Raw genomic sequence first — 14,198 nt, 5'->3', positions numbered from 1 at the left:
TTTTGTGTGATGAGAGAGAGACTAAAGAGCGCGGTCTTCAGATGCATTGATGCCGGTCAAGACCCGGCACATATTCCGAAGACCTGCATTGGGAAACAGCTTTCCCCCATGATCTGAGGTTGGCGCAGCGGTGGGGTTCAGGTGTTCTTTTGCAGGCTATGGCGCGTCACCGCGGCTGGTGGTGGCTGCTGTTGGGGCGGGCCGATCGACAGATCAGTGATCTGAGCTTTTCCATTTGTCCGGGGTCACATAGACGATGTTATCATCAACACTGACCATCACTTCACCGTCCTGAATATTGACCTGCAGCCGCATTGAACGACTTGCGAGTTTTTCCAGGTTGCGGGTGTCGGTCTCGGAAAAATTTATAACCTGAAGATTATCAAACCGAGTGGTGCTGTTTTTGATCTTCTCCCACCACATCTCAGCGGGTTTGCCGCCGTAGCAATAGATAATCACCTCGTTGGCTTTGCCGCAGGACTGGCGCACGATCTTCTCGCTAGGCAGGCCTAACGCCACCCATAATTCAAGCTCGCCGCTCAGGCTTTTTTGCCAAATGTCTGGCTCGTCATCCGTTGACAGGCCGCGCGTCAGTTCCAATTGTTCATGCGCATTCAGCGCAAAAGCGAGAAGGCGCACCATCAGCCGTTCGTCTGTTTCGGACGGGTGTTTGGCAACGGTCAGTTTGTGGGTCTCGTAATAGTGACGGTCCATATCGCAAACGGAGAGTTCAACTTTATAGATGGTGGATTTTTGCGCCATGGTCTGTCCCAAATTTGCGTAGATGGGGATGCCTAGTGCGTCTGGTGGCTTTGTGAAAGCGATAAAGTGACATGGCCAACAGAAGGGATGCGGCAGCGATGGGGTTTTGTTCGGACGACATCGCTGCCGCGCAGGTGCTGCTAGGCCACTGCAATGGGGGCAATCATCAATGTGCTGCCTTGCTGTCAGACGGCGCTTCGTCGCGGTCATACAGGCCGTAGTCCCGGATGACACTGGCGATGCGCAGGCGGTAGTTGGCAAAAACGCCGTCTCGTCCCTGCGATTGCGCAGCGCGATGCGCGTTCAGATTGCGCCAGCGTGCAATTGCGGCTTCATCCTCGAAAAACGACAGGGACAGGATCTTATCCGCATTCGTCAGGCTCTGGAACCGCTCGACGGAAATGAAACCTTCGATCTCGTCCAGCATTGGGCGTATCTGGGCAGCGATGTCTAGATAATCGCCTTTGCGCCCCGGCGCTGGTTCAACCTCAAATATGACTGCAATCATCGGACCGCACCGGGCCCGTGCGGCGTAGATACGCATTTCAGGAATGTCCTGTCTTCGCGCAGCAGGAACTTCTCTTTCTGCGCGAATTCGTAGTTTTCCCGTCCCAGCGGGTCCGCCGCAAGGCGCGCTCGGTAGGCTTCATAGTCTGCAAGGCTCGCCAGGTTGTAGATGCCATAGGCCAGCGTCGAAGATCCTTCATGTGGGGCGTAATACCCGATCAGATCAGCGCCGCAGCGCGGGATGGCCTGCCCCCAGTTTCGGGCGTATTGCGCGAACTGGGCCTTTTTTGTCGGGTCGATGTGGTAGCGAATTATACAGGTTAGCATGGCTGTCTCTTTCATAGGTGTCGTGCCACTACGCTAGTCGATTGCGCGGCCTGAATGTTTCGACTAGGGTCGAAGTATGAAAGAAGGTCCAGATATTGCCCAGGTCGCCACGCTGATCGGCGACCCCGCGCGCGCCAACATGCTGACCGCCCTAATGAGCGGTAAGGCCCTGACGGTGAGCGAACTGGCGCAAGAGGCCGGAGTTACGATCCAGACCGCCAGTTCGCATTTGTCAAAACTGGATGCCGGTGGGCTGCTACGCCCGCGCAAGCAGGGGCGGCACAAGTATTTTTCGCTTGCCAGTGATGAGGTCGCCCATGTTCTAGAAGGGTTGATGGGGCTGGCGGTCGGCGCCGGACATCTACGGAAACGCACGGGTCCGAAGGATGCGGAACTGCGCAGGGCGCGGGTTTGCTACAACCATCTCGCCGGAGACATGGGGACGCAGATGTTTGATAGTCTGATCGCTCAGGGGCATCTTGTTCTTGAGGGCGCAGACCTGGCGCTGACCCAGTCAGGGCTGGCTTTTGTATCAGATTTTGAGATTGACGCAGAAGCATTACAGCGGGCGCGTGCTCCGCTCTGCCGGGAATGCCTGGACTGGAGCGAGCGACGGTCGCATCTGGCGGGCAGCCTTGGCCGCGCGTTCCTGACCCGGTTTGAAGACCTGACCTGGGCTAAACGCGATCAAAAGACCCGTATCGTTTCCTTTTCGGATCCGGGGGCTGTCGCCTTCCATCGCCTGTTTCCGGTCGCTCACCCCTAGCGGGACCTGTCCAGTGGTGCAGGTCGCGCGTAGACAGGGCCTGCGCGCGACAAGAAATCTCGCCATGCTATCGCAACTTCGTCGGTGGAAGGCTGGAAGAGGCGGTCAAAAGCCTACTTCCAGGCTCGCTGTCCTGACGGGCAATGATAAGTCCAATCCCTTCAGGAAGAAGATCGTCCCGCTTACCGGACAAATTCAGCAGTATTTAGAGCATTTCCTTTCCCTGAACCAGAATAGGGGTGAAATAGGTCTTGGTCCGGCCGCCAATAGTGATCGGATCAATCATTTCAACGCAGGTTTGGTAATGTGCGGTTTTGCGGTGCTCATCCAGCGCCGCTTCGCTTTCAAAGATCTCATAGACGAAGAAATTGTTTACATCCTCGGGGTCGTGCAGCAGGTCGAAGCGGATATTGCCCGGCTCCTCGCGGGTGCCATTGCAGTTGATGGTGAAAGCCTCAAGGAAGGTATCTCGTGTGCCGTCCTGTACCTTGATGTTGACCAGTTGAATAAGCATGGGAATCCTTTCGGGAGTTTTCTGAATGGGTGCGGCGTCAGGTGCCGGGGGCCTGCCACATGGAGGTTGTTACATGTGAGGTAACAAGTTCGCGCTGCACCGCATAGGCCTTGGCCCAGCGGGCGCTGGCGTCGGAGTAGAGCGCGTGAAGGTCCGGGTTTGGGGTAAACTCGGCCTCTATCTGGGACCAGGCATTTCCGGCTTCGCGGAGCGAGTAAAACAGGCCCGCGCCAGTTGCCGCTGCGGCGGCGCAGCCCTGCGCGGTGGCTTCCTTGACGCGCGGGGTGGCCACGGTCAGCCCGGTCACATCTGCAAGGATCTGCGACCAATGGGCCGATTTTGAGGCTCCACCGGCAAAGATGATCCGCTGCGGACGCCGGTCAGTCAGATCAAACACCGCTTCGAGGTTGCGATGCGCGACGATGGCGGCGTTTTCCTGCAACGCGCGGAAGATTGCTTCGGGGCCAGCGCGTTCCGGGTCGATCGACAGGTTCAGTAGCGACGGCGCGGCATGGAACCATTCACCATAGCGCATCACGTCGGAGAAAATCGGGATGATACCGTAGGCGCCTGGTGGTACGGATTTGGATGCGGCTTCCAGTTCGCTGTAGCTCTTGCCCTGGCCAAAGGCATCGCGGAACCAGCGCATCACCGCGCCAGTGAAAAAGCTGATCGCCTCGGCCTGGTTGAGGTCAGGCACCACATGCGGGTTGATCCGCAGGTTCATGGTCGGGTCCGTCAGGCTGAGAGGTACATTGACCACCTGTTGCCAGAAGGTGCCGCCCAGAACGGCACAATCGCCTTCATTGACCACGCCCAACCCCAGTGCGCCGGTTTGGCAATCGCCACCGCCTGCAACCACCAGTGTGCCGGGCGCAAGACCGGTTTCTTTGGCGGCGGATAAGTGTACCTCCCCGATGACCTCGCCGGTGCTGGCCTTGCGCGGAATTAGGCCCGTGGGCAGGTCCATGCGATCAAACACATCGCGCAACGGGGCACGGTTTTGTAGGCCAATCAGGCCGGTAGTCCCTGCATTTGACGGCTCCGAGGTAAGTGCGCCTGAGAGGCGATACAGCACCCAGTCTGATAGCATGGTCAGGGACTGAGCGCGCTCCAGCACCTCGGGCATATGTTTGCGCAGCCAGATCAGCCGCGGCAATGCGCCAAGCGCGTAGGTCTGCCCAGAGCGTGCATAGATGTCCTGTTCCAGATCCGGATGATCTGCCTTGAGCGCGCGCACCTCTTGGCTGGCGCGGGCGTCGACATTTGCGCAGGCCCAGATTTCTGCGCCTGTCTTGTCGTGCAACACAAAGGCTTCACGCATGGCGGTGGCGCTGACGGCCTTGATATCCTTGGGGTCGATGCCGGACTTGGCAATCACTTCACGGCAGCAACGGGCGAGCGTGGCCCAGTTACCTGCAGTGTCGAAATCCATTGAGCCGGGGTAGCGCGGGTCTGAGGCATGCCACCATTCTTGTCCCGATGCGCAGATTTCTGCGCCAGTGTCGTCGAACAGGACTGCGCGGCCGCTCCCGGTGCCTGCGTCAATTGCCAGATAGTATGTCATGTTCAGACCTCTGCTGCGTCGAGAAGGGCGAGGGCGGTGGGTTCATCCGTGACCAGAATGCTGACGATCTTGCCGCGCAGGGCGGACAGTATCGGGCCCACCTTGGTGGCGCCGCCTGCGGCACCGATGACCTTGCTGGAATTGCGCAGCTGGTCGAGATCCACACCGATCACGCGTTCATGCAGGGGCAGGGCGAGGCCTGCGCCACTGCGGTCATAGAACCGGCACAGGATATCACCGCGCGCGCCGCCGCGGCGCAGCGGGTCAATTTCGCCCGGTGGGATATAGCCATGGCTGACCACGGTTGCCGTCTCGCTGATGCCGCCGATGCCGACGAGTTTGTAGTCCGCCTCAAGCGCCTTGGCCATCAGAGTGGCCACAGTTGGTTCCTGCATGAGCGCCTGCGCCAGTTCGGGGGTGGAGACCACCAGCGGTGCGGGGATGATGTTGACATTGCGGTGCCAGTTGGCCTCGCGCATGCCTTCCACATAGGTCTGCACGCCACCGGTCAGGGAGTACAGTCCAACCCCACGCTCCTGTGCGGTGTAGCCCAGCATGCGGATGGAATGGGTGACGGTGTCGCCCCAGCCAACCGACAGGCTGTCGCCGGGAGATAGCTTCTGCATCAGATACTGCGCTGCAGCCTGACCGATGCGCATATTGGTATCGTCGATGGGGCTTTCGGGAATGACGCGGCAATCGCTCAGTCCGAACTGCTGCTTCATGCGGCTTTCCAGTTCCAGGCATCCACGCTGCCGCGAATTGATTCGCAGCTGGATCAGCCCGGAGGTGCGCCCGGCATCCAGCAGTCGCGAGACCTTGATGCGGGACAGGTTGAGGATCTCACCGACTTCGCTCTGGGTGAGGCCGTCGTTGTAGTAAAGCCAGGCCACCCGTGCCAGCAGCGCTTCGTCAGCGTCGTTTGTTGTCTGGTCGGTCATAGGGGCCTTCCTCCACGGCTCACAAGATCATTTAACTAATGACAGATCATTTGTTCAAGTCAATCCGCTTCTTGTTGGGCGGTTCAGGTGAGTGAAATTGCAAAATTTGCGATTCAAGGCGGTTGACAGGATTTGATTATGCTGAACAAATGATGATGTCGCTAACAGATGATCAAATTGGCGAATCCAGATAGGGGTTCCGGATCAGCGCTTCAGCGGCAGAGCCGATAACGTTGAGGAGGCGTTATGGAACCTGTGCTTGCAGAGCTGGACTCTGTGTCAAAAAGCTACGCTGGCGTCCCGGTGTTGAAGCGGGTGAATTTCTCGGTGCGTGCCGGGGAAATTCATGCGCTGTTGGGCGGCAATGGGGCGGGCAAGTCCACGTTGATGAAAATACTCGCAGGGCTGGTGCAGGCCAGCGGTGGCGAGGTGCGGATTGCCAATGCTCCACTGGAGCCTGCGACCCCCGCGCAGGCGCTGGCGATGGGGCTCTATCTGGTGCCTCAGGAGGCACATATTTTCCCGAACCAGTCGGTGCTTGAAAACATCTGTATCGGCCTGCCCAAGCCTTCTGCTGCCTATCGCGCACGGGTTGAAGAGCTGATCGCGCAGATTGGCGTGCCCCTGTCGCCGGATACCAAGGCCGCAACGCTGGAGATTGCCGACCGTCAGATCGTAGAAATCCTGCGTGGCCTCATCCGCGAGGCGAAGGTGCTGATCCTGGATGAGCCGACCTCAGCCCTGACGCCGCATGAGGTGCAGACCCTGTTTGCGCGCATGCAGGCACTGCGGGCTGCGGGTCACGGGCTGGTTTTCATTTCACATAAGCTGCACGAATTGCGTGCGGTCTGTGACCGGATAACGGTGCTGCGCGACGGCAATGTGGTGTTGAGCGCTGGCATGGACCAGAGCACGGACGCCGATATTCTGACCGCGATGAGCCCGGGTGTGACAGAGCTGGAAGCGCGCGGTGCTGGCAAGCAGATCTCACGCGGGGTGGTGTTGTCGCTCGATGCGCTCAGCGGTGAAGGCTTTGTCGATATCTCGTTTGAGGTGCGCCGCGGTGAGGTGCTGGGGCTGACTGGTGTGGTCGGGGCAGGGCGCACCGAGCTGGCCGAGACCCTTGTTGGTCTGCGCCCGCGCGGTAGTGGAGATGTCATACTTGAGGGGCAGGCATTTCTGGCAAACTCCCCCAGTGACGCTGTGCGTCAGGGCATTGTGCATCTGAGCGAGGATCGGCAACAATACGGGCTGTTTCTTGCGGCACCGCTGTTTTGGAATGCCTCGTCCTTTGTTCATGACCGGCTGCCCTTCTTCCTGCGCCCCAATGCTGAGCGCAAGCGCTTTGCCCAGTACCGCGACATGCTGGGAATTAAATGTGCCAGCCCGGATCAACCGGCAGGAAGCCTTTCGGGTGGCAACCAGCAAAAGGTTCTATTGGCCAAATGCCTTGCGGCCGAACCGAAGCTTTTGATTCTGGACGAACCCACCCGCGGCGTCGATGTAGGCGCGCGCAACGATATCTACCGCATCATCGAAGAGCTTGCGGCCCAGGGCACCTCGGTGCTGCTGATCTCGTCAGATTTTGACGAGGTGGTGCGCCTGTCGGACCGGATCACGGTGATGGCTGGCGGTCATGTGGCGGGAGAGCTGCCCGCTGGGGCAACCCCGGATGAAATCTCACAACTGGCCTTTGAGGCCCAGGAGGCCGAGCATGTTTGAGCGGATCGCCCGCGACCGTGTCGCGACCCTGTTTCTTGTCACCGTGGCCGTGCTGTTGCTGGTCGGGCTGGCCGCGCCGGGGTTCCTGTCGGCCGGGACGGCCACCATCATCTGGTCCAATGGGCTGGTGCTGATGCTGGTTGCCTTGGGGATCTTTCCGGTCATCCTGACGCGCAATATCGATGTCTCGGGTGGTTCCATCCTTGGGCTGTCTGCGGTGGTGCTGGGGCTGGCGCTTAATGATGGGTTTGCGCTGCCGCTGGCGCTTGGCTTCGCGCTTGGGGCAGGGATCTGTGCCGGGGTGGTGAATGGTCTGCTGGTGGCTGGGCTTGGTGTACCATCCATCGTGGCGACGCTCGGCACGCTTGGCCTGTTTCGCGGGGTCATGCTGATTGCTACCGGAGGTGAGTGGATCGAGGAACTCCCCGAGGCGCTCAAGTCGCTTGGTGCGAAATCCTATGGCGGGCTTTCCATCATGGGGATTATCACCGCATTGGTGATCGTCGCAGTCTGGTGGTTCTTGCGAAGCAGGCGGGGGCGCTGGGTGATGGTGACCGGCGACAACCGTGAGGCGGCGCATCATCTGGGCCTGCCGGTACGGCGGATTGAGCTGTTGGCCTTTGCCTGGGCGGGCGCGATGTATGCGCTGGCCGGGATCACCTTTGCGGCGCAGATCGGATTTGTGCCCAATCAGGCTGGCAGCGGGATTGAGCTGCGTGCGATTGCGGCGCTGGTGCTGGGTGGGATCAGCCTGCTGGGCGGGGTTGGTTCCGTTGGTGGTGTAGTGATCGGCGTGATCTTTTTCACCTCGATCGACACCTCTCTCGTGTTCCTGAAAATACCGGCCTACTGGAACGACCTGATTGGCGGTGCGATGCTGCTGGGCGTTTTGTTGATCGATGGACGGCTGCGCATCGCGCTGGAGGCCCGCGACCGGGCCGCACGCTATCGCCGAGGCAGCAATACGGAACAGAAATCCCAACCGCTGGAGGACGCAGCATGAAACGCTATGTGATGCGGTGGGAGGTGCTCCTGCTGGCCATTCTGGTGGCCGAACTTCTGATCTTCGGCATGATCAACCCGCGCTTCCTGCGTCCCAGCTCTTTGTTGTTTGGAACCTCGGACTTTGTGCAGGTTGGCATCGTCGCCGTGCCGTTGACGCTGGTGATCATCGCAGGTGGCATCGATGTGAGCTTTGCCTCAACCGTGGGGCTTGCTGCGATTGCGTTTGGCATCGCCAACTTCTTTGGTCAGCCTTTGCCGCTGTCGTTGCTGGTGGGCTTTGCCACCGGGGCGCTTGCAGGTGTTCTGAACGCCACCATCATCCGGTTGACGCGGTTGCAGCCGCTCGTGGTGACGCTGGGGTCGCTCTACATGTTTTCGGGCGCGGCGACAGTTCTGTCCGGTGTTGTGGGTGCAAATGGCTACGAGGGGATCGGCGGTTTTCCGGCAGGGTTCACAGCGCTTGGCTATGCGCAGGTGATGGGTCTGCCGATGCCGCTGTTTGTCTTCCTGTGCTTTGCGGCGGTGCTGCTGGTATTGCTGCACCTGACCCGCTTTGGGCGTCTGGTTTTCCAGATCGGCCTCAACGAGAATGCCGCGCGCCATTCCGGCATGCCGGTGTTTCGGGTGCAGCTTATGACATACGTGTTGACCGGCCTTGCTGCCGCGCTCGCCGGGATCATGCTGTCGGCCTATTTCGGCTCGGCGCGGGTGGATCTGGGCAGCGCGACGCTGCTGCCCGCGATCACCGCCGCGGTTCTGGGTGGTGCGTCCATCTATGGCGGCAAGGGATCAGTGCTGGGCACGGTCATCGCCACATTCATCATCGGATATCTGCAACAGGGCCTGCAAATGAGCGGTGTCCCCAGCCAGATTTCCAGCGCGCTGTCCGGGGCGTTGCTGGTTCTTGTCGTTGCGCTGCGCCACGGGGCTGCGCTGCTGCGAGAGTTTTTACCGGAGCGCTCGGCGCAGGCCGACTGATCCGGGCACAGGTTCCAATGGAGGAGGAAACCACAATGAAGACCACTGCAAAACTGCTCAGCACAATCGCGGCTGGCCTGATGATGACCACGGCAGCAACCGCTGCGGACATCGCCTTTGTTCCCAAGCTCGTCGGTGTCGGCTTCTTCACCTCGGGCGGCAATGGTGCCACCGAGATGGGCGACAAGCTGGGGGTCAATGTGACCTATGACGGCCCGACCGAGCCGAGCGTGTCCGGCCAGGTTCAGTTCGTGAACAACTTCGTCAACCAGGGATATGGCGCGGTGATCCTGTCGTCGGTCTCGCCCGATGGTCTGTGCCCGGCACTGAAGCAGGCAATGGCGCGCGATGTTCTGGTGATGACTTGGGATTCCGATGTGAACCCGGAATGCCGCTCCTACTATGTTAACCAGGGTACGCCGGCACAGCTGGGTGGCCTTCTGGTGGACATGGCCGATGACGGTCTGGAAGGTAAGGAAAACGCCAAGGTTGCCTTCTTCTACTCCTCACCGACCGTGACCGATCAGAACGCCTGGGCCGAAGCGGCCAAGGCCAAGATCGCCGCCGAGCACCCCGGTTGGGAGGTTGTGACCACGCAGTACGGGTACAACGACGCGCAGAAATCGCTGCAAACTGCGGAAAGCATCCTGTCCGCTTATCCGGATCTCGATGTGATCATCGCGCCCGATGCCAACGCGCTTCCGGCCTCTGCGCAGGCCGCTGAGAATCTGGAGCGTGGCGGCGATGTGACCATCGTGGGCTTTTCCACCCCAAACGTGATGCGCCCCTATGTTAAGCGCGGCACGGTTGAGCGGTTCGGCCTGTGGGACGTGACCCAGCAGGGCGCGATCTCGGTTGCGGTTGCGGCACATGTGCTGGCAAACGGCCCGCTGAATGTGGGCGACAAGATTGACGTGCCCGGCATCGGCGAAGTTGAGGTCTCGCCGAACGCGGTGCAGGGCTATGACTACGAAGCCGAGGGCAACGGCATCGTCCTGCTGCCTGAACGCACCGTGTTCACCGCAGAAAACATCGACAACTTTGACTTCTGATCGAAGTCATAAATACAATCAGCAGGGGTGCATCATGCATCCCTGCGCAGACTTTCAGGGAAACCGATATGCAGTCCAGATGGAATGACACCGAGGCACAACAGTTCATCGATGCCGCCGAGGCACAGGGCCAGCCCGCCGCGCTTGGCTTGCGGGTCTACAGCTCGCGCCTGATTGGCCAGGAGCCAGATCTGGTGCTGCACGGGGGCGGCAATACCTCCGTCAAAATTCCCGACGCCGAAGGCGGGGCGATCATTCATGTGAAAGGCTCCGGCTGGGATCTGGGTGACATCGAGGCACCGGGCTTGCCCGCGATGTGGCTTGCACCGCTGCTGAAGACCCGCGATGTCGCGCATATGTCTGATGAGGACATGGTGGCCTATCTGCGCCGGTATCTGCTGGATCAGGACGCCCCCAACCCATCGATCGAGGCCTTGCTGCATGCTTATATGCCGCATGCGTTTGTGGACCACACCCATGCGACCGCAATCCTTGCCCTGGCGGATCAGCAAGACATGGAAACGGTCGTCGCAGAAATTTACGGCGGTCGCGTCGGGTTTGTGCCCTATGTGATGCCGGGCTATTCGTTGAGCCATGCCTGCAAGGATGCGCTGGCGCGCGACCCGTCGGTTGAGGGATTGTGGCTGGAGCAGCATGGCCTGTTCACCTTTGCCGAGACCGCACAGGCCAGCTATGAGCTGATGATTGCCTTTGTCACCATGGCCGAGGACTATCTGGCTGAACGCGGCATTCAGGTGCCCGGTCCCGAAGTGACAGACCGTGATGCGCCCAAGGGGTTGGCGGAAACCCTGCGCGGCGCGCTGGCGACGCGGCGCGATTTGGGGGCAGAGCCTGCGATGGATTTTCGCACCGGCCCATCCATCCGCAGCTACCTGTCTCGGGGCAATCTGGCAGAGCTGTCGCGCCGTGGCACCGCAACGCCGGATCACGTTATCCGTATTAAGCCCTTTGGCATGATTGTTGAAGAAGGTGCCGACCTTGCCCAGGTTGACGCGGCGCTGGATGCCTACGCGGAAGAATATGCCGCTTACTTCAATCGCAACGCCCCCAAAGCATCCGAGCCGAAAGTCATGCTGGATACTACGCCGCGCGTTGTGTTGGTGCCGGGGCTTGGGATCTTTGGCCTGGGCGCCAACGACCAAGCGGCGCGTATCGCGGGCGATCTGTTTGAGCAGACCGCGCGGATCGTGAATGCTGCGGAAGATTACAAGCGCTTTGCCCCGATCTCCGAGGCGGACCTGTTTGATATGGAGTATTGGTCGTTGGAGCAGGCAAAGCTTCAAAAGTGACTTGGAGCAATGCAGGTGCCGGTGCGAAGGGAACGGTACCTGCTCCGGCCGACCAGTCCTTATGCGGAACTTGCGTGAAGCACCGAAGCTGTCCGACAGAAAGTCCAGCGACCACCGCGCATTTGGGCGCGCCGCCTCCGGCATCGGTGTGCGTGTGCCGCGGGCCCGCTTGCGGCCACGTCGTCGCTTCACCGAGAGCCCTTCCTCCCGGTAGAGCCGATACAGCTTCTTGTGGTTCATGATCATGCCCTTGCGTTCGAGCATAACGCCGATCCAACGATAGCCGAACCGACGCCGCTTGCCGGCAATCTCCTGCATCTCCTTGCGGATCTCGGAGCAATCCGGCGGGCGTTCTCGCCGGACTGTCTTGGGATCGACACCAACCAGCCTGCACGCCCGGCGCTGCGAGATGTCATGATCCCGCATCACCTGGAGCGCCGCATCTCGCCGCTTGATCAATGTCGTCAGTTCTTTCCCAGCAGGTCTTTCAACACGACGTTGTCCAGCATGGTGTCCGCCAGCAGGCGCTTCAGCTTGGCGTTCTCATCTTCCAGCGCCCTCAGCCTGGCCGCCTCGGACACTTCCATACCGCCATACCTGGCCTTGAGCTTGTAGAACGTCGCCGTGCTCAGGCCGTGCCTGCGGCACACCTCCGCAGTCGGCATTCCGGCCTCCTGCTCCTTGATCATCCCGATTATCTGCGCCTCGGTGAAACGGCTCTTTCGCATGTGTCTGCTCCTTCAGAGTTGGCGCAGACTCTACATCACAATGAGGGATTTCGCGGGGGGCAGGTCAACATGAGTAAAATGCTCACCGGGCGTTTGAACAAGGAAGAGGCTGGTGAGCTGCGCCCCTGCGCCAATCGAGATCGAAGTCAGATGCCGGCCAGAAAGCTAACAAGTATTGCCTCGGTGTAGTTCCTACATAACAACAACCCCAATCCAAAAACCAACTCCGCGGAAATTCACCATCGCCCCAAACACCGGGGTGCGAATATACCCACGCTGCAGGGCGCCAGAAGGACCCACGAATTCATTTGCAGAGGTCCAGGAGTGTATGGATGGCGAACCTTCGTTTGGGCGCAATAAATGGAGAGATCAACGGCTGCGAGCCGCGGAGTTAATCTTAGCTCTAGAACTTGACGACCACGCGGTAGCTGAGGGCTTCCTTGCGAAGATTTCTGATAGCCGATTGTGTGGAAAAACAATGGGCGGTTCGGTCATTCGCTGCACATGCGCGGATCAAGCCACAGCGTGACGATAGCAGCCATTCATAGGTCGAAAGGCAATACAACTATGCTGCTGTGCTGCTATGCTGCGGCTCGCACCAAGTGCAGCGAAGCGCAGAAAGCGCCCTTTGCAAACTCGGCCGTTTGATGCAACCAGCAGAGGGTTTCTGCTGCGGCGCGGCCCGCCGTTCCGGCCATTCGCTGCGGTTGCGAGGTTTTGGAACCTGTGAGCTCACACAGTGCCGGGCTGCTGCTGTTCGCGTCATCTCTGGCAATGACGCCTCCGCGGTCGAATGCTGCCTGTCCGGAAACCTCAGCGGCTTGACTGGTTACGAGAAAAGCAATAGGAGCGCCCCGAAACAGCAGCAGGGATTCCATGAAACTTATCCGTTAGCAAAGATCGCAGATCGATCATTACCGGCCGTCCGGCAAATGACAGGCCGAACGTTCAACTGCTTCAATCGGAGCGTAAGAGGACACCTCTTGCGGGTAAATTTATATGGAAAAATATGACAGCGTCCAAGGGCGCATCCACCGGGATGGCTACGCGCTCGGCTACACGATCGAGGGGGAAGGAGAACCACTGCTGATCATTGGCAGCCACGTCTTCTATCCTCGCACATTTTCAGCAGGCTTGCGCAGCAAGCGAAAGCTTATCTTCATTGATCACCGCGGCTTCTCTCATGCCGACCGCGGTGTCGAGGCGCGTGACTGCAAACTGGTGACCATTACTGATGATATCTCTGCGATGTGCAGCGCGCTTGGCCTTTCACGCCTGGATGTGATGGGGCACTCGGGCCACGGCTACATGGCACTGGAGTTCGCCCGCCGCAGGCCGGATCTTGTCCGGAAAACCGTGGTTGTTGCAACCGGACCAAGCCATTCGTCGGAGCACATGGCATACGTGGAGCGGATCTGGGGTATGCTTGCGGCTCCGGAACGCAAGCACCGTTTGGCGCAGGATCTGGAACGGATGGCTGCGAAGATCGATGCCGAACCGGAAAAGAGGTTCATCTGGATGTGCCTGGGGCTGGCCGCCCGCAGCTGGTTTGATCCATGTTTCGATGCTTCCGATCTTTGGCAGGGTGTCCACGTTAATATGCCGATTTTCGACAGTTTGTGGGGGGACGTGTTTCGCGATTTCGATCCAGGCACAGCGTTGCAGGAGATTCAGACCCCGCTTCTGATTTGCATGGGGCGGCATGACCATTTGGTTGCGCCGCTGGAAACCTGGCTCCCCCTTAACCCGGACAATCGACAGCCGGTCTTTGCTCTTTTTGAGCGGAGCGCGCACACCCCGCAACTGGAAGAAGCAGAGCGGTTTGACGAAACCCTCCTGAACTTCCTAGCCTGAAGCATGCCCCGTGTGAATATAGACCGCGCGGGGTATTGCAGGAACTGACCAGTTTCACCGGGTCCGCTCCTCTGACCGGTCCCGGCATTAGAACTTACTCTGGCATCCGACACTTCGGACTCAGATCTGCCTTGCGGCACCGCAGCGGGCTGATCACCGGCCTGG

14 protein-coding genes and 1 pseudogene are annotated in these 14,198 nt (G+C 59.7%); 7 read left to right on the top strand and 8 right to left on the bottom strand.

Annotated features, from left to right (window positions below; genetic code table 11):
* Window positions 1-213: 213 nt before the first annotated feature.
* From P2081_RS05245 to P2081_RS05235, 3 genes are all read right to left on the bottom strand, one after another.
* Window positions 214-762 carry a YaeQ family protein gene (locus P2081_RS05245; protein ID WP_278921817.1) on the bottom strand — a complete coding sequence of 183 codons (549 nt, stop codon included), beginning with the start codon at window positions 760-762 and terminating at the stop codon, window positions 214-216.
* 166 nt (window positions 763-928) lie between these two features.
* On the bottom strand, window positions 929-1,270 hold the full coding sequence (locus P2081_RS05240) for an antibiotic biosynthesis monooxygenase family protein (protein WP_278921816.1): 342 nt from the start codon (window positions 1,268-1,270) through the stop codon (window positions 929-931).
* Window positions 1,267-1,596 (bottom strand): NIPSNAP family protein, encoded by a 330-nt coding sequence (locus P2081_RS05235; protein WP_278921815.1) that lies wholly within the window; start codon window positions 1,594-1,596, stop codon window positions 1,267-1,269. Before P2081_RS05235 ends, P2081_RS05240 begins: the two co-directional genes overlap by 4 nt.
* 76 nt (window positions 1,597-1,672) lie before the next feature.
* On the opposite strand from P2081_RS05235, the gene P2081_RS05230 reads away from it, so the two are divergent.
* Window positions 1,673-2,362: an ArsR/SmtB family transcription factor gene (locus tag P2081_RS05230; protein WP_278921814.1), complete on the top strand. Its 690-nt coding sequence runs from the start codon at window positions 1,673-1,675 to the stop codon at window positions 2,360-2,362.
* A 205-nt stretch (window positions 2,363-2,567) separates the two neighbouring features.
* Here the strand turns inward: P2081_RS05230 and P2081_RS05225 are convergent, their stop codons facing one another.
* Genes P2081_RS05225 through P2081_RS05215 form a run of 3 tightly spaced genes read right to left on the bottom strand, consistent with a single transcriptional unit; the run spans window position 2,568 to window position 5,384 of the window.
* Entirely contained in the window at window positions 2,568-2,876 is a 309-nt protein-coding gene (locus tag P2081_RS05225) for an antibiotic biosynthesis monooxygenase (RefSeq protein WP_278921813.1), read from the bottom strand.
* 37 nt (window positions 2,877-2,913) lie between these two features.
* Window positions 2,914-4,443 carry an autoinducer-2 kinase gene (gene lsrK, locus P2081_RS05220; protein WP_278921812.1) on the bottom strand — a complete coding sequence of 510 codons (1,530 nt, stop codon included), beginning with the start codon at window positions 4,441-4,443 and terminating at the stop codon, window positions 2,914-2,916.
* Window positions 4,444-4,445: 2 nt separating this feature from the next.
* Window positions 4,446-5,384: a sugar-binding transcriptional regulator gene (locus P2081_RS05215; RefSeq protein ID WP_278921811.1), complete on the bottom strand. Its 939-nt coding sequence runs from the start codon at window positions 5,382-5,384 to the stop codon at window positions 4,446-4,448.
* A gap of 246 nt (window positions 5,385-5,630) precedes the next feature.
* Here P2081_RS05215 and lsrA point away from each other — a divergent pair, with 246 nt between their 5' ends.
* From lsrA to P2081_RS05190, 5 genes are all read left to right on the top strand, one after another.
* Window positions 5,631-7,106, top strand: coding sequence for an autoinducer 2 ABC transporter ATP-binding protein LsrA (gene lsrA, locus P2081_RS05210; RefSeq protein WP_278921810.1), 1,476 nt, complete (start codon window positions 5,631-5,633; stop codon window positions 7,104-7,106).
* The gene (locus P2081_RS05205) at window positions 7,099-8,109 is read left to right on the top strand and encodes an ABC transporter permease subunit (protein WP_278921809.1); all 1,011 of its coding nucleotides are present in this window, start codon (window positions 7,099-7,101) and stop codon (window positions 8,107-8,109) included. Before lsrA ends, P2081_RS05205 begins: the two co-directional genes overlap by 8 nt.
* Entirely contained in the window at window positions 8,106-9,089 is a 984-nt protein-coding gene (locus P2081_RS05200; RefSeq protein ID WP_278921808.1) for an ABC transporter permease subunit, read from the top strand. The genes P2081_RS05205 and P2081_RS05200 overlap by 4 nt, the downstream gene beginning before the upstream one ends.
* Before the next feature lie 35 nt (window positions 9,090-9,124).
* A complete protein-coding gene (lsrB, locus tag P2081_RS05195) occupies window positions 9,125-10,141 on the top strand; it encodes an autoinducer 2 ABC transporter substrate-binding protein LsrB (protein WP_278921807.1) in 1,017 nt (338 codons plus the stop codon).
* A 68-nt stretch (window positions 10,142-10,209) separates the two neighbouring features.
* Window positions 10,210-11,451 carry a class II aldolase/adducin family protein gene (locus P2081_RS05190; RefSeq protein ID WP_278921806.1) on the top strand — a complete coding sequence of 414 codons (1,242 nt, stop codon included), beginning with the start codon at window positions 10,210-10,212 and terminating at the stop codon, window positions 11,449-11,451.
* Between the two features lie 60 nt (window positions 11,452-11,511).
* Here P2081_RS05190 and P2081_RS05185 read toward each other — a convergent pair.
* Together P2081_RS05185 and P2081_RS05180 are read right to left on the bottom strand one after the other, a co-directional pair.
* A pseudogene (locus P2081_RS05185) lies at window positions 11,512-12,179 on the bottom strand (transposase); the annotation flags it as partial.
* Between the two features lie 581 nt (window positions 12,180-12,760).
* Window positions 12,761-13,057 (bottom strand): hypothetical protein, encoded by a 297-nt coding sequence (locus P2081_RS05180; protein WP_278921805.1) that lies wholly within the window; start codon window positions 13,055-13,057, stop codon window positions 12,761-12,763.
* Between the two features lie 121 nt (window positions 13,058-13,178).
* On the opposite strand from P2081_RS05180, the gene P2081_RS05175 reads away from it, so the two are divergent.
* Window positions 13,179-14,033 carry an alpha/beta fold hydrolase gene (locus P2081_RS05175; protein ID WP_278921804.1) on the top strand — a complete coding sequence of 285 codons (855 nt, stop codon included), beginning with the start codon at window positions 13,179-13,181 and terminating at the stop codon, window positions 14,031-14,033.
* The last annotated feature ends 165 nt before the right edge of the window (window positions 14,034-14,198 follow it).

The organism is Pseudophaeobacter profundi (genome assembly GCF_029697505.1).
Taxonomy (GTDB): domain Bacteria; phylum Pseudomonadota; class Alphaproteobacteria; order Rhodobacterales; family Rhodobacteraceae; genus Pseudophaeobacter; species Pseudophaeobacter profundi.
This window is presented reverse-complemented; position numbering and strand designations above follow the sequence as displayed.